A 19,486-nucleotide genomic window follows, 5' to 3' on the forward strand; every position below is an offset into this window, starting at 1 on the left:
CGGAGAAAAAATGAAAGTATGTATCGTGGGGGCCGGCGCGGTCGGCGGTTTCATTGGCGCGCGGCTGGCGGCTAGCGGTATCGCCACGTCCGCCCTGGCGCGCGGCGCCACGCTGGCCGCCTTGCGCGGGCATGGCTGGCGCCTGCATCAGGAGGACCGGCTGGTGCAGGCGCCCGTTGTCGCGGCGCAGGATGCGGCCGAACTCGGGGTGCAGGATCTGGTCGTCGTCGCGGTCAAGGGCCCGGCGCTGGGCGACGTCGCCCGCGCTATCGCGCCGCTGCTGGGCCGCGACACGATCGTGCTGCCGGCGATGAACGGCGTGCCGTGGTGGTTTGCCGAAGGCGCCAGCGCGCTGCCGGGCGGGCCGCTGGACAGCGTCGATCCGGGCGGCGCGGTGGGCGCGGCGATCCCGTACGAGCGGGTGCTGGGCTGCGTCGTGCATGCGTCCACGTCGACGCTGGCGCCGGGCATCGTGCAGCACAGGATGGGCAATGGCCTGATCGTGGGCGAACCCGACGGCGGCACATCGGCGCGGGCGGAACAGGTGGCCGCGGTGCTGGGCGAAGCGGGCTTCGGCGTCACGCTGTCGAACCGGATCCGCTACGATATCTGGTACAAATTGTGGGGCAATATGACGACCAATCCTGTTACCGCCATGACGGGCGCGACGGCCGACCGGCTGCTGGACGATCCGCTCGCCAGCGCCTTCTGCATCGCCGCGATGCGCGAGGCCGGCGCCATCGGCGCACGCATCGGCTGCGCCATCGACGAAACGCCGGAGGATCGCCATGGCGTGACGCGCAAGCTGGGGGCTTTTAAAACGTCGATGCTGCAGGACGTGGAGACGGGCCGCCCCATCGAACTCGATGCGATCGTCGGCGCCGTGCGCGAGATCGGCCAGCGCGTCGGCCTCGCGACGCCGAACATCGATGCCTTGTTCGGCTTGACGCGGCTGTTCGCCCGTTCGCGCGGGCTGTATCCGGCATGAGGGCCGCGTGTACGGTGTTCCTGCTGACAGTGCTGGCGGCAGGCATCGCCAACGCGGCGGCACCGGCCATTGCCGATATCGAGGGTGTCTACAAGAAGCGGTTCAAGACGACCTTCCAGATGCCCGGCGTCGGGGAGACGGTGGAGGATGCCGAGGATATCGTGGAAGTCGTGCGCTTCGACGATGACCATGTTGATGTGCGCGCGGACCTGAGCTTCTCTAATGGCCGCAGCTGCTCCTTCTACGGTATTGCCGGCAGGGACGGCGACAGGTACGTCTACCGTGCGGCACCGACAGCGGAACAGCCGCGAGCCTGCACGGTGATCCTGTCGGTGCAGGAGAACAACCTGCTGTTGACCGATCGTGTGAGACCGAATGAAGAGCCCACTTGCCAGGATTCGTGCGGCCCACGGGCCGCGCTTGCCGACACGACGATGCCACTCAAGTCAAGGCGGCCGATCCGCTACATGGAGCGGCTGAAGAACTCACGGCAGTACCGGGAAGCGGTGCAGGAGCTGACAGCCGCGAAGCGCTGAGTCGTCAGACCTTGCGCACGAACTCGGACTTCAGGCTCATGGCGCCAAAGCCTTCGATCTTGCAGTCGATATCGTGGTCGCTGTCGACCAGGCGGATGTTCTTGACCTTCGTGCCCTGCTTGATGACGCCGCCGGAGCCCTTCGGTTTCAGGTCCTTGATGACGGTGACGGTGTCGCCGTCCTGCAGCACGTTGCCGGCCGCGTCGCGGTAGACGCGCGCCGCGTCAACGGCGGCGGCCCCGGGCGCCCACTCGTGCGCGCACTCGGGGCACACCAGGTTGCTGCCATCCTCGTAGGTGAATTCGGAACCGCATTGAGGGCAGGTTGGCAGGGAGCTCATGGTGGGCCTTGGCAAAACGCGGGAGTATACAGTATGGGAGTGGGACGATGATTGAAGAGATGACCGCGCAACTGACCAACCCTGTCTGGGCCGCGCTGCACAGCGGGCAGCAGCACCTGGCGCACACGCTGGGCGAAATGCGCCGTTACGCGCCGGACGTGGCGCCTTTTTGCGCCGTGCCGGAAGAGGGCATGTTCGTGCCGGCCACCAGTCTGGAGTACCTGACAGAGGACGTCTACTTTGTCGGCGCGATTCCGACGGTGCCGGATGGCTGGCGGTTGGAAGAGCTGGGTGGCGTGACGCAGATGGTCTATCGTGGCGGCCCGGTTGCGGCGCCGCCGCGCGATGGCGTGACGGTGCTCGACGCGCTGGACCCGGCGATGCAGGAGCTCACCGCGATTGCGTTTCCCGGCTACTTCCGCGCCCGTACCGGCACCATGGGACGCTACCTCGGCATCCATGATGGCGGCCGGCTGGTGGCGTTATCGGGCGAGCGGATGGACTTCGGCGACCTGCGCGAAGTCAGCGCCGTCTGCACGCATCACGAGTTCACGGGACGGGGCTATGCCGGGCTGTTGGTGCGCCATGTGATGCATGGTATGCAGGAGGACGGCGTGATGCCGATGCTGCACGTGGGCAGCCGCAACGCGCGGGCGATCGGTTTGTACGAGACGCTGGGATTCGTGCGGGTGCGGCAGTTGCGGCATGCGAAGCTTGTCGTGCCGCGGTGATGGCGGGCGTCGGGGGCAGGGCGCGAGTGAAGGTCCGTGTCCCTGGCGGATTAATCGCCCGACGATATCTTACCCAGCCCCGACGCCGACTTGTTCAGCGTCTTCGGGCGGCCGTAATAGACCACGTTGCCCAGCCCCCGCACCACGGCGTTCAGCGTCTGGCTGGCGTGGATCGATACTTCGCCGATGCCTTCGAAGTTCACGTCCGTCCGCTCCGCCTTCAGCTCCTTCGTGTCGACGTGGCCGACGCCCTGCGCCTTCAGCCGCAGCCACTTCGTCTTCCCCTTGGCCGACAGATGGCCGGCGCCCTGGAACTGCAGGTCGACGCGCTCTTCGTTCAGATTGTCGATGTCCACTTCGCCCGCGCCTTCGACCATGCATTTGACGAGCGAGGGCAGCGTCACGACGATCCTGCCCCCGTCCGTCGTCTTGCTGGCCTTGCCCGGATAGTCGATGCGCAGTTCGCCGTCCTTGACGATCGTGCGCACGCGCCCCAGGAACTCGTTACTGCCGCTGATGCGCACGGACTGCGCCTTGCCCGCGTCAACGCGCAGGTCGATCGGGCCGGTGACGGCGATGGCGCGGAACGGGGCGAGGGTGCGGCTTTCTTCGGCGGCATGGGCGGTGGTGGCGAGGGCGCAGAGGCAGGCAAGCAGCAGGGAGCGATGCATAAAGGCTTTCTTGGTATCGTCGACGGAAGGCGCGGCTTCAGGCGCATACAATATTGTCGAGCGGCGCGCAGCTTCAGCAGATTCTACGAGAATGTGCGGGACGCTGGTAAAAAATCGGCAGGGCTGCCGGTCTGGGACCCTGCCGCGGCGAGCGCCGGTCTCTGTCGAACGGCACCTCCTGCCGTGGTTCAGCGGATCGTCACTACGCCGGCAGCCGAGCTCTTGTAAGTACAACCCACACTAGGTTTCAGCGCTTTCTTGCCTTCGTGATCCACTAGGGAGTAACAGCTGTTCGGCAACAGACCAACCACCAGTGTCGTTCCCTGGAAGCTGCCGGGCTGCCAAACCGGCCACATATTCTGTTGTGTTCCGCCGTTGAAGATGATGCGGCGATCCGAGCCGATCTGCACCCCGACGGTCTCATAGCCGGTGTCCACCAGCACTGCTTTCTGCTCGTCCCGCAACGTGACCGGTCCGGCGGCCATGTCGCTGTCGGCGGCGCGGATCACGTTCAGGAAGTATTGCGCCGCGCCTGCCACGGGTGTCGTTGCCGGAGAAAATTCAAGGCGCCATTGGCCATTGTCAGAGTTGATGTTTGTGAGATTCGCCGGGGTGTAGTTGTACCAGCCGAATACGCCGGCGACGGAGCCCTGGACCAGGTACCGGCAATCGCCGCTGGTGCCGGTGACAGTCAGGATCTTGTCTTTCAGGCCCGCCTGCTTGCAGGTGTATTCAGTATCCGTGGAGCCCTTGTAATTGAGGCCCCCGACAAGCGTCGCCTTGCCGCTTTTGGGTAGCAGGGCCTGGATAGTGGCCATGCCGCCGTCCTTGCGAATCGTGAAAGTGGACTGGTCCGATCCGAATGGATATGTGTAGCGGCCCTCTTTGCCAATAGGTTCGCCACTTGCGACCGGCCTTCCGGTCATATGCAGCAGCGAAGTGGCGGCCAGCGCCTTGCCAGCGGCGGTACGGACCTTGTCGAACACGACCACCGTTGCCTTGGCATCGGGATCGTTCGGGCGGCCTTCCGGGCGCAGATAGATGACGCTGCGCAGGAAGCCAGCTTTGTCATTGAGCTTGTCGCGCTTGTACGCCTTCGTCGCGTTGCCTTCCGTATAGGCATACCAGCCGCCTTCTTCGTACGCCGTCACGCCATCGAGTTTATTGTCGCCCCCGATCTCCTCGACCGTCGGATAGGTTTTGCGCTCGTCGAACCACTGGCCGCCGTCGTTGCTCCACACTTCATTGTTCGTATAGGTAAATTTCTCCGCCGGGTCGAACAGGACGATGGAATTATGGGCAATCGTACGCTCGTAGTAATTCTTCCAGTGCACTGTCTGATATTCGTCATACTGTCCCGAGTCTACCAGCAGCGGGGCCTTGTAGAAGAGTGAGAAACTGTTCTGGTCCAGATGATGATGATTCTCGCTGATGAACGAAGCGGACTTGAAATCGAGCAGTGCCGCGTCCGGATAGACCCAGCTGTTGCGCATCAGGACATTGCCTGCCACGGGATAGTGTACCGACAGCGGCAGCTCGTCGGGCGATTGCGCTGCCTGGGTTGCCGGCACCGGATACAGCAACCGCTCCCATAGCACGCGAGAGTGGTGCATTGGGCGCCGGGCTACGATCTCTTTCTGGTAGAAGCCATACGCTGTGGCGTTGCCTTCCTGCGCGGCAGTCAGCGCCAACGACGCCAGTTCGGAGTCGTTCAGGGCGTAGTCGAAATTGTCACCGCTGGCCGGGAATTTGCCGTCACCGCGCAGCCCATAAAGGTAAGGCGAGATCATGGACGGCAGCCAGGGGGCCTGCAATCCGGCAGCGCTGCCACCGAGCGTGAGTGCGCGCTGCCATACCAGCAACCGCTCCGGCAGCTCGCCGATCGAAGCGCTGTTATACGCGAACAATGTCTGGTGTCCGCCGCGCGAAGAGTTTTTCAGCCATGGCTGAGCCATGAGGGCTTCGTCGGATATGGTCGGGTACGAAACTGCGGCCCGGGCAGGAAGGTAACCTGTTTCGAAATGCCGATAGATGGTGCTGATCAGGTCATTGACGTCGTTCTGCTCGTTCTCGATGGCGAGCAGGCCCAGCACCGTGCCGAACTGGGCGGACTGGGTGTGGCCGGTAATATAATTGCGTGAGATAGAGTTCGGCCCGTCCTGCGTCTCCCATCCTTCGGCACAGGCCATGCCCGACATTTCCGCGTTACCGCAGATTGAATATCGCAGGTCATCGTGTCCGGCATTGTTGAACGTGACAGTTTTTGTGATAGCCTCCCGCAAGACTTGCTTCTGTGGGACGGACAGGGCACCGTACAGCCAGTCGTAATAGACACCCATTGCCCCCACGCGTGCAGACATGCTCCATTCGCCGCCGGTGCCGGCGTGGGTTTTGGCGCTTTCGATCATCACCCCCTCATTCACTGCGTAGATCAGGTTGATGTGATTCAGCGCCGCATCCAGGAAGGTGCGCTCGCCCGAAAGCCTGTATGCGAGTGCCAGCATCTTAGCGGGCCCGATGTTCTGCACGCGACCGCCTTTCGTCACCTCACATTTTTGTGGCGCAATCTCCTTGGCGCATAGGGCGAAATCCGTTGCCCGCGCGCGCGCGAGCGCCAACAGCTTTTGCCACGCAGCCCCTAGCTCCAGGTCGACAGGGCTGCTGTCAGCGGGAGTGCTTCCGTTGGCGGCGAACTGGCGGATAAGCTTGTCGCTCTCGTTGTAAATCCGGAACACCGGCATCCGGTCGCCACGGCGACCGCCGAACAGGAACGGCTGCTCGTTTGCATTGAATGTACCAGGCAGCTTGCCCTCCCACACCTGAGCGCCGGAGGTGGAGATCGCTATCTTGCCCAGGTCTGCGTCCCATTGGACTTCAATGACCGTCTCGACATCGAGCGGTATGGTAATTTGCGTACCCGTACTGCCAGCGGCGCTTTCACCTTTTGGATCACGCAAAACAGCGCCAACATCAAGTACGGCATTACGCTCGTCCGACGAGAAGTAATGAAGATATATACCATCCTTGTTGACTCCACGGCTGCCGAAAATGCCCGCCTTGAGCTCATCCGTTCCCGTCCGCCGGGTCGGCTTAAAAGTAAAGCTCACACGACCCCGTTTTCCGGGGAAAAACACGCGATCGGTAGCGCTCGTCTCTTCAGGCAGGGTTTGGTTTAACAGCGGGAGCTGTTTGACCAGCCGGCGCAGGTCATCGAGCGAGGCATACAGGCGGGGATGATCGGTCCGCACGGTGCCTGGCAGCGCGTGCGCGCTTGCGGCGAAGAGTCCACTGACGGCGACGGCGATGCCCAGGCGGGCGAGTGACAGGCGCATGGTAGTTCCTTGTAGTGTGATAATTACAAGATATTACCCCGCCAAAAAACGAAATTTCTCTCCAATTATCACCCGGTGCCGAGATATTCTATCGGCGGCGGAGAGGAAGGCATCGGCTTGCCGTTTTCCGTGTGGGTTCCGGTACCGCGGATGCAGGCAGCTAACCAGCATCCGCGGGCGGGATCAGCCAGTGTTCCGCAACCCCGCCGCCACCCCATTGATCGACAGATGAATCCCCCGATGCACGCGCGGGTCGGCCTTGTCCGGATCGGACGACAGCGCGCGGTGGCGCTTGATCAGCTCCACCTGCAGGTGGTTCAGTGGGTCCAGGTAGGCGAAGCGGTTGGTGATCGAGCGGGCCAGCAACGGATTGCCGGCCAGGCGCTCGGTCGTGCCCGTGATCGACTCCAGGCATTCCAGCGTATGCCGGTATTCTTCGCCGATGCGGCGGAAAATGCGCTCGCGCAGTTCCTGGTCCGCCACCAGCTCCGCGTAGCGCGAGGCGATGGCGAGGTCGGTTTTGGCCAGCACCATGTCCATGTTCGACAGCAGCGTGGCGAAGAATGGCCAGTGCGCGACCATGTCGCGCAGCTGCGCGATGCGCTGTTCGCGCTCGCCGGCGGCGATCCATTGGCCGATGGCGCTGCCGAAGCCGTACCAGCCCGGCAGCAGCAGGCGGCACTGGCCCCACGAGAAGCCCCACGGGATCGCGCGCAGGTCTTCGATGCGTTTCGTCGATTTGCGCGAGGCCGGACGCGAACCCAGGTTCAGTTCCGCGATCTCCGCGATCGGTGTCGCGGCAAAGAAGTAGTCCGTGAAGCCCGGCGTTTCGTAGACCAGGTTGCGGTACGCCTTGTAGGCCAGGCTTGATATCTCCGCCATCACGGCTTCGAAGCCGGCCAGCTGCTCCTGCTGCGCGGCACCGGCGGGCGGCGGCAGCAGGCTCGCTTCCAGCGTGGCGGCCACTAGGCGCTCCAGGTTGCGCCGGCCGATTTCCGCGTTGGAGAATTTGGAGGCGATGATCTCGCCCTGTTCCGTCAGGCGTATCTGGCCATTGACGGTGCCTTTCGGCTGCGCCAGGATGGCCTCGTAGCTTGGACCGCCGCCGCGTCCCACGGTGCCGCCGCGGCCATGGAACAGGCGCAGCTTCACGCCAGCCTTGGCAAACACGTCGATCAGCGCGATTTCCGCCTTGTACAGTTCCCAGTTGGACGTCAGGAAGCCGCCGTCCTTGTTCGAATCCGAGTAGCCCAGCATGACTTCCTGGATGCGGCCCTGCTGCTCGACAAGGCCCTTCACCAGCGGCAGCGCCATCACTTCTTCCATGATGCCGGCGGCGCGCTGCAGGTCGGGAATCGTTTCGAACAGCGGAATCACCATCAGGTCGGCTGTGGTCGATCCGTCCGCGCCCTGGCGCAGCAGCCCCGTTTCCTGCTGCAGCACCAGCACTTCCAGCAGGTCGGACACGGTTTCCGTATGCGAGATGATGTAGTTGCGGATCGCACGTGCGCCGTAGCGCTGGCGGATTTCGCGGCCGGCGCGGAAGATCGACAGCTCCGATTGCGTCTCCGGCGAATACTCGATGTACGGCGAATACAGCAGGCGTGGCTGCGCCAGTTCGGCCAGCAGCAGTTTCACTTTCGCGTCCTCGTCCAGGCTTGCGTAGGCCGGCTCGCCACCGGCGCGGGCAAACAGCTCGGCGAGCACGCGCTCGTGCACGTCGGACGACTGGCGCATGTCCAGCGACGCCAGGTGGAAGCCGAAGACGTCCGCCGCGCGTTTCAGGGTCGTCAGGCGCGGGCGCGCCAGCATGCCGGCGTGGTTGGCTTCCAGCGACGCGATCAGCACCTGCAGGTCGGCCGAGAAGGCCGTGGCATCGGCATACGGTTCGGCATGCCCCACTTCCTTGCGCAGGATGTTGGCCGCGCCCAGCGCGCGCGCGGTGGCGGCCAGGCGCGCATAGATGCCGATCAGGGCGCGGCGGTACGGTTCATCTGCGCGGTGGTCGGACTGGTCGGGCGATGCGTCCGCCAGCGCCTGCAGCTCCGGGCTGCACGACACCATCAAGGTGGAGATCGACAGGTCGGCGCCCAGCGCGTGCGCTTCGTCCAGGTAGAAGTCAATGATCGTCGTGGCGTGGCGCTGCAGTGCATGCTGCATCGTGCCGGCGTTGACGTTCGGGTTGCCGTCACGGTCGCCGCCGATCCAGCTGCCCATCTGCAGGTAGGGCGCGCGGATCTGCGACGGCTGCTCGGTGCCGTACAGGGTGGCGATGTCGTCCTCGATATCGTCGTACAGGCCCGGCACCTCGCGCAGGAACGTGATGCGGTAGTACGACAGCGCATTTTCAATCTCGTCGGCCACCGTCAGTTTCGTGTAGCGCAGCATGCGCGTCTGCCACAACGTGGCGATGCGCACGCGCAGCATGTGCAGGTTGGCGGCGCGTTCGCGCGGCGTCAACGGCAGGTCGCGCTCGGCCAGCAGGCGGGCGATATCGTGTTCCGCGTCCAGGATGGATTTACGCTGCACCTCGGTGGGGTGCGCCGTCAGCACCGGGGAGATCAGCGCGTCGTGGAAGAAGCCGTCCACCGTGTCCTTGTCGACGCCGGCCTCCTTCAGTTTCGCCAGCGCGTGGCCGATGCTGCCGCGCTTGGGCGCGGAGCCGGCCAGCAGGTGGGCGCGGCGGCGGCGGATATGGTGCTGGTCTTCCGCGATATTGGCCAGGTGCGAGAAGTACGAGAACGCGCGCACGACGGTGATCGTCTGCTCGCGCGTGAGGATCTTCAGCATGCCGTCCAGCTCCTTGGCGGCGCCCGCGTCGGCCTCGCGGCGGAAGCGCACCGCGGTCTGGCGGATGGTTTCGACAACGGCGAAGACTTCCTCGCCTTCCTGCTCCCGCAGCACGTCGCCCAGCAGGCGGCCGAGCAGGCGGATGTCTTCTTTCAGCGGCGCGTCCTTGTCACTGGCAGTGGTTTCGTTGTTTTGTTCGTCTGTCGCACTAGCAAAATTTACCATGGTTGTTTCAGTAAAGGGATAGGTGTCGGTGCAAAGGCTTTTGGCCACAGGCTGCAATGGGAGCGCATGCTAAAATTTATGGTTCTATATTCATGCGCGGGTAACTGGCAGACGCCGGTTGGCGTCGGCAACAGCGAAACTCGGTCGGATTCAGTTGAAACTATGCTGAAACTATGCTGAAACTACGTTTTTGAAAGATTGGTTTTGAATACATCTGAAATGGCAGAGCAGGCCCCCTCCAGACTGGTAATCGCCTCGCGCGAAAGCCGGCTGGCCATGTGGCAGGCCGAACATGTGCGTGCGCGCTTGTCAATATTATATCCGCTATGTGACGTTACGATTCTCGGGATGACGACGCGTGGCGACCAGATTCTCGACCGCAGCCTGTCCAAGGTCGGCGGCAAGGGCCTGTTCGTCAAGGAGCTGGAGGTCGCGATGGCCGACGGCCGCGCCGACCTGGCTGTCCACTCGCTCAAGGACGTGCCGATGGACCTGCCGGAAGGCTTCGCGCTGGCGGCCGTGCTGGAGCGCGAGGACCCGCGCGACGCGTTCGTGTCGAACGACTACGACGGGCTGGGCGACCTGCCGCCCGGTGCCGTCGTTGGCACCAGCAGCCTGCGGCGCCAGTCGCTGATCGCCGCGCACTACCCGCACCTTGTCGTCAAGCCGCTGCGCGGCAATCTGGATACGCGCCTGGGCAAGCTGGATCGGGGCGACTACGCCGCCATCATCCTGGCTGCCGCCGGCCTGAAACGGCTCGGCATGGAAGAGCGCATCCGCGCGCTGCTGGCGCCGGAAACGAGCCTGCCGGCCGCGGGGCAGGGCGCGATGGCCATCGAGATCGCCCACACGGACACGCCGCGTGCCGATGGCATCGACCTGATGGCGCTGCTGGCGCCGTTGAACGACGTGGCGACGAGCCAGGCGGTGACGGCCGAGCGGCGCGTGTCGAAAGTGTTCGGCGGCAGCTGCCAGGTGCCGCTGGCCGCGTACGCGACCATCGACGCCGGCACGATGCGCCTGCGCGCGATGGTCGCGACGCCGGACGGCAAGCGCGTTGCCAGTGCCGAGGTGCACGGTCCCGCCGTCGATGCCACCCAGCTGGGCGACCAGGTGGCCGACAAGCTGCGCCAGCAGGATGCGCTGGCCATCCTCGCCGAAGCGAAGGCCGCCGCGGACGGCGCCGCCTGAGGATGCCGGGCGCCGTCGTCATTACCCGGCCGCTGGCCCAGGCACTGCCGCTGGCCGCCCAGGTGCGCGCGCTGGGCCGCGATGTGGAAGTGCTGCCGCTGCTGGAGATCGCACCGTTGCCCGACCCCTCGGCCCTGGCGGCCACGCTCGCAAGCCTGCGCGACTACGCGCTGGTGGCCTTCGTGTCCCCCAACGCCATCGATGCCGCGTTTGCCCATATCGAACGCTGGCCGGCCAGCGTCACGCTGGCCGTGCTGGGCGAGGGCAGCCGGGCGGCGCTGGCGGCGCATGGCATCACGTCCGCCGATGTCGACATCGTCAGCCCGGCCGACGCGGAACGGAGCGACTCCGAACACCTGCTGCAAACGCTCGACCTGGCCGCGCTGCGCGGCCGGCGCGTGCTGATCGTACGCGGCGAATCCGGCCGCGAGCTGATGGCCGATGGCCTGCGGGCGGCGGGCGCCGACGTGACCACGATTGCCGCCTACCGGCGCAGCATTCCGGCGCTGACACCGGCCCTGCGCGAACGGCTGGCGGCCCTGCTGCAGACGGAAAACGACTGGATCGTCACCAGCTCGGAGGCGCTGCGCGGGCTGCTGCAACTGCTGGCCGCGATGGAGTCGGATGACATTGTGGCAAAGATGCAACAACAGCAACTGATCGTGCCGCACGCCCGGATCGCCGCCACGGCGCATGAACTGGGGCTGCGCCGCGTAACGCTGACAGGATCCGGCGACGAGCGCCTGCTCGCCGCGTTACAATCACGCCCATGAACGAACTGCCTACAATTTCGAACACCGCCGACCCGGCCGCACCGGCTGGCGCCACTGCCAGCCCGCCGGCCGCGTCGCCACCCGTCAGTCCCCCGCCGGTCAGCCCGCCGCCATCGCCTGCCTCCACGGGCGGCGGCTGGTTGCGCCGTCCGACGTCGATCGCAGTCATCGCGCTGGCCGTGCTGCTGGCCGCGCAGACGATCGGCACGAACCGGCAGATCCGCAACCTGCGCGAAGAGATGGCGCGCCGGCTGCAGAAGAACGATGCGATGACGGGCGAGGCCGCCCAGCTGGTGCGCGCCACGCAGGATGCGACGAAGGAACTGCAAGTCAAGGTGGGCGTGCTGGAAGGGCGCCAGCAGGAGGCGCAGGCGCAGCAACTCGCGCTGGAGCAGCTGTACAACGACATGTCGAAGAACCGCGACGAGTGGGCCCTGGCCGAGATCGAACAGGTGCTGTCGACAGCCAGCCAGCAGTTGCAGCTGGCCGGTAACGTGCCGGGGGCGCTGATCGCGCTGCAGAACGCGGACCGCAGCCTGTCGCGCTCGGACAAGCCGCAGTTCATCACGATCCGCCGGGCGATCGCGCGCGACACGGAGAAGTTGAAGGCGCTGCCGTCCGTCGATTCCGTCGGCCTGGCCGTGCGGCTCGACAACGTGATCGCGCAGGTGGATTCTCTGCCGATGCTGAGTGACGCGACGCCGCCGATGGCAGCGGCCGCGCCGAAGAACGCGTCGGTCCGCAAGGGCGTCCGCGGCAAGGCGGAACCGGTCGAGGCGCCGCCGCCCGCGCAGTCGCCGGATTCGTGGTTGACGCGCGTGCAGGGCGTCTGGACCGGCTGGACCGGCGAGATGTGGACGGACGTGCGCCAGCTGCTGCGCGTGCGCACCGTGGAAAATCCGGAGGCGATGATGCTGGCGCCGGAACACGCCTACTTCCTGCGTGAAAACCTGAAGCTGCGCCTGCTGAACGCGCGCATGGCCCTGTTGTCGCGCAACGAGGCCGCCTTCCGCGCCGACCTGCTGGCCGCGCAGGAAGCGCTGCTGCGTTACTTCGACACGCGCGCCCGCCAGACGCAGACGGTGCAGGCGCTGCTGCGCCAGGTCCAGGGCAGCAATCTCGCCATCGAGATGCCAACCCTTGTCGACAGCCTGAACGCCGTGCGCAACTACAAAGCGAAGCCTTGACCATGCGTTTTTTCCTCTGGGTACTCGCCCTGATGGCGACGGCCATCGGCATCGCCGTGACGGCACGTTTCAATCCCGGCAATGTGGTGCTGTTCTATCCGCCGTACCGGATGGACCTGTCGCTGAACTTCTTTGTCGTGCTGATGGCGGCGCTGTTCGTGCTGCTGTATGCCGTCGTGCGCGCCGTGCGCGCCACGATGCGCATGCCCGCACGCGTGGCCGAATACCGCCAGCGCAAGCGCGAGCGGGACGGCAACAAGGGCCTGCGTGATGCATTGAAGGCGCTGTTCGAAGGCCGTTTCGGCCATGCCGAGAAGGCCGCGCTGCGCGCCGCCGAACTGCCGGAAAACGCCGGCGTGGCGGCATTGATCGGTGCCCGCGCCGCGCACCGCATGCGCCAGCACGCGCGCCGCGACCAGTGGGTCGCACGCATCGCCGACGACCCGACGATGAAGACGGCGCGCCTGATGACGATGACGGAGCTGCTGGTGGACGACCATCAGCCCGAAGCGGCGCTGGCGGCCGTGCGCGAACTGAATGCCAGCGGCACGCGCCACATCCACGCGCTGCAATGGTCGCTGAAAGCGGAGCAGCAGGCGAAGAACTGGCCGGAAGTGCTGCGCCTGGTCCGTTCGCTGGACAAGCACAAGGCGCTGCATCCCGCGCTGTCGACGCGGCTGCGCGAACTGGCCTACACGGATCTGCTGTCCGACAAGACGCACGACGCGGAATCGCTGCTGCGCGTGTGGTCGACGATTCCCGCCGTCGACCGCGTCAAGCCCTACGTGGCCTGCCGCGCCGCGACGGCGCTCAATGCGCGCGGCCTGCACGACGAGGCGCGCCAGGTGGCCGAGGAATCGCTGAAGGCCAACTGGGACGAACGTGTCGTGCGTGCCTACCGCGACGCGGCCGCACCGGCCGGCTCGGCCGCGCTGCTGGCCCAGATCGAGCATTGCGAGGCGTGGCTGGTGGCACGTCCCAACGATGCGGACCTGGCGCTGACGCTGGGTTCCCTGTGCCTGAAGCAGAAGCTGTGGGGCAAGGCGCAGCGCTACCTGGAAGGCGCGCTGTCCGACGCGACCGATCCCGCCATGGTGCGCGAGGCGCACCTGAAACTGGCGCAGCTGCACGAGGCGCTGCAGCAGCCGGAAGAGGCGGCCAATCACTATCGCCAGTGCGCGCTGGCGACAATCCTGTAGCCCACAACGTAGCGTTACGCCTGCCGCTGCGCCCATGCGGGCGCGGTGTGGCCGCAGTTTGGCTATAATTGCGCGACTTGTCTGATGAAATTTGTATAACCACCGAGCTGTATTTAGAGGAAAACCATGAGCCTGAACAAAGTGTCCGCCGGCCGCGACGTGCCAAACGACTTCAACGTCATCATCGAAATCCCGATGAACGCCGATCCGATCAAGTACGAAGTGGACAAGGAATCGGGCGCCATCTTCGTCGACCGTTTCATGGGCACGGCGATGCACTACCCGTGCAACTACGGCTACGTGCCGAACACGCTGTCGGCCGACGGCGACCCGGTCGACGTGCTGGTCATCACGCCGTTCCCGCTGATTCCTGGCGTCGTCGTGCGCTGCCGCGCCATCGGCGTGCTGAAGATGACGGACGAAGCGGGCCAGGACGCGAAAGTGCTGGCCGTGCCGGTCGATAAGGTCCTGCCGATCTACAAGCACTGGCAGAAGCCGGAAGACCTGCAGGACCTGCGCCTGCAGCAGATCCAGCACTTCTTCGAGCACTACAAGGACCTGGAGCCAGGGAAGTGGGTCAAGGTCGACGGCTGGGAAGGTCCGGAATCGGCCAAGCAGGAAATCCTGGACGGCGTCGCGGCTTACAAGCCACAGGCCTGATCGGTTTCGGTTCAGCGAGAGAGGCACCCTGCGGGGTGCCTTTTTTGTCGCCGGTCTATTCCGGGTGCGGGACGTGTCGGGGGCTGGCCTTCGCGCCCCGCGAATACTGCGTGAGCTTTCGCCCGTCGCGGGCGCGCCGCCGGCATGAAAATCCTGGCAGAAGGACCTTCGGATTCAGAACCGGATCCCGACATTTACCTTGACTGCATTTGCATTTGAATCGCCCAGGCTTTTCAAGCCTCCGCCATGGCTACCGTATTCAACGCCTATCCACATCCGCTCATTCATCTTGAGCTTCACGCCGACGCCGGTATATAGCCCGGTTTGCGCTTTTCGATCATCCGTCGTTGTCTCGCTGTAGGCTATCCCGACCTTCCCATAAGCGGAAAGCCGATCGGTAATTTCCCCGCTGTATTTGATCGCCGCGTGAGTGCTGGAGCCGTTCGCGCCAAGAGCCCCGGCAGTGTCACCCGGGTCGCGCTCGTTGACCCGGTGAAAGCCCCGGTCGAACAAATTCACGTAGCCAGCCTCAAGCGCCCAGTTCGGCGACAGCTCAACGCCAATCAGCAGTCTCGGATCGGTCTTGAACATTCCCTTGTAGAGGCGGTCGTTGGAATTCTCAGCCACGCTCCTGCCATAGATACGCGCACGCGGTTGCCACGCCTTTTCGGCCGGCGTCGACGTCCTGCCGAGGCGATCGTGAAAATCGGTCGACTGCTCGCCGAACTGCGCCTGCGCACCGCCCATGACGAGAAACGCAAGAGCAAGTATGGAGTGGATGAGTTTCAAAAAAACCTCCTATGCTGGCAACCCCATGGCGAAGCGTGAGAACCCTCGAACCGCCATTATGCGGCGAAACACAGCATTGGGACGATAGGCGTGCGGCGTCAGTTGCCGAGAGAATGTTACCAACATTTACACCTCACGTATCCCGCATCCAGTCTGCTGCGGTACGGCGCGGCAGACTGACGACCCAACGATACGGACACTGTTCCCCGCAGTCCGCGACGAGCGCCGCCGCGCCACCGGGCGAGCCGCGCGACAGGCCGAATCGGGGCAGGGCGCCCGTGTCTTCGTACAGCTGCTCCACCAGATATTCCATCGGTGGCGCGAGATGCTGCTGTGGTCGGGGATCGCATGTGTACCCACACGAAGATCAGTGCCTTGCACCGGTCGCGCTTCAGCGGGCGGTGATATCGTCGATGGCGCAATCGATGCGGAAGCTGGGACTGGCGTTTCCGTGGCGCCGGGTGCGCGGGATGGCCAACCCTGGTCGTCGAATTCGATGATGTGCAGCGTGGGGCCGGACCGGCGCGGCCTGACAATCTCCGGGATGTCGCATGCTTCCTCCTGTGCCCCGACCCCTGATTCACGATGGTCGCTTCGCTTGCGGAACGCAAGCGGCGAGGACGCGGCCGTCCCGTTGCCGCACCACCGCGGCCACACTTAGCGCATGAGCAAATGCGGCGCGGCCGAATAAGGTCATGCGAATTGCTTCGTGGTGCCGCTGCCGGCCTCTCCCTATGATGGGTCCTCCAACGAGCGACGCATCCACGAGGAGGAATATGAGCAAGCCGATCGACCGCAATCGCCGCACCGTCATCAAGGGCCTGTCCACGCTGGCGCTGGCGCCATTGGCGGGCCACGCCGCGGGCGCGAAGGATTCGCAGGCCCGTCCCAATATTCTGTTCATCCTGGCCGACGACCTGGGCTACGCGGACCTGGGCGTCTACGGCCAGCGCGACTTCGCCACGCCAAACCTGGACCGGCTGGCCGCGCAGGGCGTGCGGCTGACGCAGGCCTATTCCAATTCCGCAGTCTGCTCCGCCACGCGTTTCGGCCTGATTACGGGACGCTACCAGTACCGCCTGCGCGGCGGGCTGGAAGAGCCGCTGGCCGGCGCGTCCGATGCCGTCGGCCTGCCGCCGGATCATCCCACGCTGCCGTCGCTGCTGCAGAAGGCGGGCTATCGCACCGCGCTGTTCGGCAAATGGCATCTGGGTTCGCTGCCGAATTTCGGCCCGCTGAAAAGCGGCTACGACACGTTCTACGGCAACTACGGCGGTGCCATCGACTACTTCACGCACAAGCCGGGCGTTGGCGCGCACGTAAAGGAAGACCTGTACGAAGGCGAAGTACCCGTGCATGAAGCGGGCTACTACACGGACCTGCTGGGCGAGCGCGCCGCGGGCTTCATCCGCAAGCAGACTCCGGGGCAGCCGTTCCTGCTGTCGCTGCACTACACGGCGCCGCACTGGCCGTGGGAAGGTCCGAAGGACGAGGAAGTCTCGCGCGAGATCGACAATATCTTCCACTACGACGGCGGCAGCCTGGCCACCTACGGCAAGATGGTGGCGGCGCTGGATGCCTCCGTCGGCCGCGTGCTGAAGGCACTGGAAGAGAAGGGCCTGGCGGAGAACACCATCGTCGTCTTCACCAGCGATAACGGCGGCGAGCGCTTCTCGCAGACGTGGCCGTTCTCGGGCCAGAAGACGGAACTGCTGGAAGGCGGCATCCGCGTGCCGGCCCTGGTGCGCTGGCCCGCGCGCATCCGCGCCAGGGCGGTGAGCCACCAGGTGGCGATCAGCATGGACTGGCTGCCGACATTGCTGGCGGCGGCCGGCACCGCGCCGGCGGCGTCGCACCCCAGCGATGGCCACAACCTGTTGCCCGTGCTGCTGGGCGACGAGAAGCCGGGCGAGCGCACGCTGTTCTGGCGCTACAAGGCCAACGAACAGAAGGCCGTGCGCGCGGGCGACTGGAAATACCTCAAACTGAACGAAAACGAATTCCTGTTCGACCTCTCGCGGGACCAGCGCGAACGGGCCAACCTGGCGGCAAAACATCCGGACAAGCTGGCCGACCTGAAAGCGCAGTGGGACGACTGGAACGCCGGCATGCTGCCGATCACGCCGGACGTCAACACCCATGGCGTGACGGGCGAGGTGCAGGCGGACCGGTACGGGCCTCGGATCGACTGAGGTCGGAAGGCGCCGCCGGCGTGTGCTACCATCAGTCAACCTCGTTTGACAAGGAACGGTATCATGGCAATCGTCGCAACCAATACAGTCGTCCACCCGGCGCACCATGCTGCGCGCCCCGCGCCGGCTGGCGCACCGGCTGCCAAGGCGCCAGCCGCGTCGCTGTCGCCGGCGTCTTCCGGCGTCGCTATTTCCTCGCTTGCCGCCAGGCTGTCGCGGGCGGAGGGTGCCGCCGGAGCGCAGAATGCCGGGCTGTCGCACGAGGCGCTCGGCGACAAGGTGCGCAGCAACATCGAGCGCATCACCTACCCGCTGGACGCACAGCACAAGGCCGCGGCGGCGCGGCAAGTGCCCGACCCGGCCGATGCAAATGCCACCGCGTCGGCACTGGCGGCCAATGCCTATATCGAGAACCTGCGCGGCCCCAATCCCTTTGCGGGGCTGTCGCGCGAGCAGCTCTCGACGATCGCCAACGACACCAGCGGCACGTTCACCATCAATGAGCAACGCGCCGCCTACCGCCAGGCGTACGACGAGGAACAGCAGTGGCGCACGCGGGCCGTGGCACAGGCGATGCAGGAATACCACGAGACGGGCAAGCTGACCAATTTCTTCAGCGCGGCGCTGGAGCATTTCAACGGGCTGCCCCGGACCGAGCAGGCGCTGTATCCGGCATCCTACGCGGGCGACCTGCGGGACAAGATCGAACTCGACTTCAATTACTTCACCCACACGCCGGGCGGGAAGTCAGGTCCGGCCGACCTGAATTTGCCGGACCTCCACGAGGATGCCGCCGGGGCGCTGCGCTGGCCCGAGTCGCCATTGCCCTGATCGAGACGGGCGGACGTCAGCCGCCAGGCACGGACGCCCGCTGCAGCGAGCTGTATGGCAGCGGCAGCCATTCGAATCCCTTGCCCTGGACGCGCACGTAGCCGATGCCGGGGAACGACACGTGTGCGGCCGCCACGAGGTAGCCTCCTGCGGCGGCATCCTTCAGCGCAGCCTTGCGCTGGCGGGCGGCGGCGGGACTGTCGACGTCGAATGCGATCGTCACGTCCGGCTCGGCGAACTGCACGTCCTGCGCGTGCAGCATGTCGCCCCAGAAGTGCAGCGCCCTGTCGCCGCTCCTGGCCACGTAGACGGTGTGGCCCGGCGTGTGGCCCACGGCGGGCGACGTCCGGATCCCCGGCAGCAGCTCGGTGGCGCCGTCGAACGTCTTCACCTTGCCGGCTGCACGATACGGCGCGAACTGCGCCGCCGCCTGGTCGAACCCCGCGCGCTGGTTTTCCGGCGCGCGCGCCCGGTTCCCCATATCGAGCCAGAACGCCGCATCGTGCCGGTTGACGTAGATATCGGCGTTGGGGAACAGCATCTTCCCGCCGGCGGACAGGCCGCCCGAGTGATCGCCATGGATGTGCGTGAGCAGTACAGCGTCGATCTGTTCGGCGCTGTAGCCGGCCGCGCGGATGCTCTCTTGCAGGCGGCCGCCTGCGTCGGGGCCGAACAGCGCGCCGGCGCCCGTGTCGACCAGTACCAGGTGCTTGCCCGTGTTGACGAGGAAGGCATTGATTGAGGTTTCGACGCGCGGCGCCAGGTGGCTGCGCGCCAGCGTCGTGCGGACATGCTGCGTCGACGTGCCGGTCAGCAGCTCGTCGAGCGGGATGGTGACGGTGCCGTCGGACAGCGCCGTGACTTCGAATGTTCCGAGCAGGGTCCGGTAATAGCCCGGCGCCTGCGTCAGTACCTGCGGCGCGGCGGCGCTGGCCGGTGCCGCCGGATTGCCTGCCAGCGCCGCGGCCAGCAGCAGCGCCGTTCCCATCGTTTTCATCGTTTTCATCCGTTCCTCCCTGAGCGCGTCGTTTCGCGCGGCATGACCGCATGA

Annotated in this window: 17 protein-coding genes; 10 read left to right on the forward strand and 7 right to left on the reverse strand. The window is 65.4% G+C overall.

Going from position 1 to position 19,486, the window contains the following annotated elements; genetic code table 11:
- Nucleotides 1-10: 10 nt before the first annotated feature.
- Complete coding sequence (locus tag E1742_RS24985; RefSeq protein ID WP_134387730.1) at nucleotides 11-988, forward strand: 2-dehydropantoate 2-reductase; 978 nt, start codon at nucleotides 11-13, stop codon at nucleotides 986-988.
- Complete coding sequence (locus tag E1742_RS24990) at nucleotides 985-1,524, forward strand: hypothetical protein (RefSeq protein ID WP_134387731.1); 540 nt, start codon at nucleotides 985-987, stop codon at nucleotides 1,522-1,524. The genes E1742_RS24985 and E1742_RS24990 overlap by 4 nt, the downstream gene beginning before the upstream one ends.
- 4 nt (nucleotides 1,525-1,528) lie before the next feature.
- On the opposite strand, the gene E1742_RS24995 is transcribed toward E1742_RS24990, so the two are convergent.
- Complete coding sequence (locus E1742_RS24995; RefSeq protein ID WP_134387732.1) at nucleotides 1,529-1,864, reverse strand: zinc ribbon domain-containing protein YjdM; 336 nt, start codon at nucleotides 1,862-1,864, stop codon at nucleotides 1,529-1,531.
- Nucleotides 1,865-1,911: 47 nt separating this feature from the next.
- Here E1742_RS24995 and E1742_RS25000 point away from each other — a divergent pair, with 47 nt between their 5' ends.
- A complete protein-coding gene (locus tag E1742_RS25000) occupies nucleotides 1,912-2,595 on the forward strand; it encodes a GNAT family N-acetyltransferase (protein ID WP_134387733.1) in 684 nt (227 codons plus the stop codon).
- Nucleotides 2,596-2,645: 50 nt separating this feature from the next.
- Here the strand turns inward: E1742_RS25000 and E1742_RS25005 are convergent, their stop codons facing one another.
- The 3 genes from E1742_RS25005 to ppc all read right to left on the reverse strand — a co-directional run bounded on the left by E1742_RS25005 (nucleotide 2,646) and on the right by ppc (nucleotide 9,613).
- On the reverse strand, nucleotides 2,646-3,266 hold the full coding sequence (locus tag E1742_RS25005; RefSeq protein WP_134387734.1) for a head GIN domain-containing protein: 621 nt from the start codon (nucleotides 3,264-3,266) through the stop codon (nucleotides 2,646-2,648).
- 188 nt (nucleotides 3,267-3,454) lie between these two features.
- Nucleotides 3,455-6,598: a heparinase II/III domain-containing protein gene (locus E1742_RS25010; protein ID WP_134387735.1), complete on the reverse strand. Its 3,144-nt coding sequence runs from the start codon at nucleotides 6,596-6,598 to the stop codon at nucleotides 3,455-3,457.
- A 183-nt stretch (nucleotides 6,599-6,781) separates the two neighbouring features.
- Entirely contained in the window at nucleotides 6,782-9,613 is a 2,832-nt protein-coding gene (gene ppc / locus E1742_RS25015; protein WP_134387736.1) for a phosphoenolpyruvate carboxylase, read from the reverse strand.
- A 219-nt stretch (nucleotides 9,614-9,832) separates the two neighbouring features.
- Here ppc and hemC point away from each other — a divergent pair, with 219 nt between their 5' ends.
- From hemC to ppa, 5 genes are all read left to right on the forward strand, one after another.
- A complete protein-coding gene (gene hemC, locus E1742_RS25020; protein ID WP_134388348.1) occupies nucleotides 9,833-10,804 on the forward strand; it encodes a hydroxymethylbilane synthase in 972 nt (323 codons plus the stop codon).
- A gap of 2 nt (nucleotides 10,805-10,806) precedes the next feature.
- Nucleotides 10,807-11,577, forward strand: coding sequence for a uroporphyrinogen-III synthase (locus tag E1742_RS25025; RefSeq protein ID WP_134387737.1), 771 nt, complete (start codon nucleotides 10,807-10,809; stop codon nucleotides 11,575-11,577).
- Nucleotides 11,574-12,764 carry a uroporphyrinogen-III C-methyltransferase gene (locus E1742_RS25030; protein WP_134387738.1) on the forward strand — a complete coding sequence of 397 codons (1,191 nt, stop codon included), beginning with the start codon at nucleotides 11,574-11,576 and terminating at the stop codon, nucleotides 12,762-12,764. Before E1742_RS25025 ends, E1742_RS25030 begins: the two co-directional genes overlap by 4 nt.
- Before the next feature lie 2 nt (nucleotides 12,765-12,766).
- Nucleotides 12,767-13,963: a heme biosynthesis protein HemY gene (locus tag E1742_RS25035; RefSeq protein WP_134387739.1), complete on the forward strand. Its 1,197-nt coding sequence runs from the start codon at nucleotides 12,767-12,769 to the stop codon at nucleotides 13,961-13,963.
- Between the two features lie 126 nt (nucleotides 13,964-14,089).
- Entirely contained in the window at nucleotides 14,090-14,623 is a 534-nt protein-coding gene (gene ppa, locus E1742_RS25040) for an inorganic diphosphatase (RefSeq protein WP_134387740.1), read from the forward strand.
- Nucleotides 14,624-14,797: 174 nt separating this feature from the next.
- Here ppa and E1742_RS25045 read toward each other — a convergent pair whose 3' ends face one another.
- Together E1742_RS25045 and E1742_RS25050 are read right to left on the reverse strand one after the other, a co-directional pair.
- A complete protein-coding gene (locus E1742_RS25045) occupies nucleotides 14,798-15,412 on the reverse strand; it encodes an outer membrane beta-barrel protein (protein WP_134387741.1) in 615 nt (204 codons plus the stop codon).
- A 133-nt stretch (nucleotides 15,413-15,545) separates the two neighbouring features.
- On the reverse strand, nucleotides 15,546-15,725 hold the full coding sequence (locus tag E1742_RS25050) for a hypothetical protein (protein ID WP_134387742.1): 180 nt from the start codon (nucleotides 15,723-15,725) through the stop codon (nucleotides 15,546-15,548).
- A gap of 463 nt (nucleotides 15,726-16,188) precedes the next feature.
- Here E1742_RS25050 and E1742_RS25055 point away from each other — a divergent pair, with 463 nt between their 5' ends.
- On the forward strand, nucleotides 16,189-17,604 hold the full coding sequence (locus E1742_RS25055) for a sulfatase family protein (RefSeq protein ID WP_134387743.1): 1,416 nt from the start codon (nucleotides 16,189-16,191) through the stop codon (nucleotides 17,602-17,604).
- Between the two features lie 63 nt (nucleotides 17,605-17,667).
- Nucleotides 17,668-18,435: a hypothetical protein gene (locus E1742_RS25060; protein ID WP_134387744.1), complete on the forward strand. Its 768-nt coding sequence runs from the start codon at nucleotides 17,668-17,670 to the stop codon at nucleotides 18,433-18,435.
- Nucleotides 18,436-18,451: 16 nt separating this feature from the next.
- On the opposite strand, the gene E1742_RS25065 is transcribed toward E1742_RS25060, so the two are convergent.
- The gene (locus E1742_RS25065) at nucleotides 18,452-19,441 is read right to left on the reverse strand and encodes an MBL fold metallo-hydrolase (protein ID WP_134387745.1); all 990 of its coding nucleotides are present in this window, start codon (nucleotides 19,439-19,441) and stop codon (nucleotides 18,452-18,454) included.
- Nucleotides 19,442-19,486 lie beyond the last annotated feature (45 nt).

This window comes from Pseudoduganella plicata (genome assembly GCF_004421005.1).
GTDB classification, from domain to species: domain Bacteria; phylum Pseudomonadota; class Gammaproteobacteria; order Burkholderiales; family Burkholderiaceae_D; genus Rugamonas; species Rugamonas plicata.

Excerpts from the sequence above, each read along its gene's own strand:
- E1742_RS25035 (WP_134387739.1), top strand. The coding sequence starts at position 12,767 with ATGCGTTTTTTCCTCTGGGTACTCGCCCTGATGGCGACGGCCATCGGC.
- E1742_RS24985 (WP_134387730.1), top strand. The coding sequence starts at position 11 with ATGAAAGTATGTATCGTGGGGGCCGGCGCGGTCGGCGGTTTCATTGGC.
- E1742_RS25005 (WP_134387734.1), bottom strand. The coding sequence starts at position 3,266 with ATGCATCGCTCCCTGCTGCTTGCCTGCCTCTGCGCCCTCGCCACCACC.
- ppc (WP_134387736.1), bottom strand. The coding sequence starts at position 9,613 with ATGGTAAATTTTGCTAGTGCGACAGACGAACAAAACAACGAAACCACT.
- E1742_RS25065 (WP_134387745.1), bottom strand. The coding sequence starts at position 19,441 with ATGAAAACGATGAAAACGATGGGAACGGCGCTGCTGCTGGCCGCGGCG.
- ppa (WP_134387740.1), top strand. The coding sequence starts at position 14,090 with ATGAGCCTGAACAAAGTGTCCGCCGGCCGCGACGTGCCAAACGACTTC.
- hemC (WP_134388348.1), top strand. The coding sequence starts at position 9,833 with ATGGCAGAGCAGGCCCCCTCCAGACTGGTAATCGCCTCGCGCGAAAGC.
- E1742_RS25060 (WP_134387744.1), top strand. The coding sequence starts at position 17,668 with ATGGCAATCGTCGCAACCAATACAGTCGTCCACCCGGCGCACCATGCT.
- E1742_RS25055 (WP_134387743.1), top strand. The coding sequence starts at position 16,189 with ATGAGCAAGCCGATCGACCGCAATCGCCGCACCGTCATCAAGGGCCTG.
- E1742_RS25010 (WP_134387735.1), bottom strand. The coding sequence starts at position 6,598 with ATGCGCCTGTCACTCGCCCGCCTGGGCATCGCCGTCGCCGTCAGTGGA.
- E1742_RS24990 (WP_134387731.1), top strand. The coding sequence starts at position 985 with ATGAGGGCCGCGTGTACGGTGTTCCTGCTGACAGTGCTGGCGGCAGGC.
- E1742_RS25025 (WP_134387737.1), top strand. The coding sequence starts at position 10,807 with ATGCCGGGCGCCGTCGTCATTACCCGGCCGCTGGCCCAGGCACTGCCG.
- E1742_RS24995 (WP_134387732.1), bottom strand. The coding sequence starts at position 1,864 with ATGAGCTCCCTGCCAACCTGCCCTCAATGCGGTTCCGAATTCACCTAC.
- E1742_RS25000 (WP_134387733.1), top strand. The coding sequence starts at position 1,912 with ATGATTGAAGAGATGACCGCGCAACTGACCAACCCTGTCTGGGCCGCG.
- E1742_RS25030 (WP_134387738.1), top strand. The coding sequence starts at position 11,574 with ATGAACGAACTGCCTACAATTTCGAACACCGCCGACCCGGCCGCACCG.
- E1742_RS25050 (WP_134387742.1), bottom strand. The coding sequence starts at position 15,725 with ATGGAATATCTGGTGGAGCAGCTGTACGAAGACACGGGCGCCCTGCCC.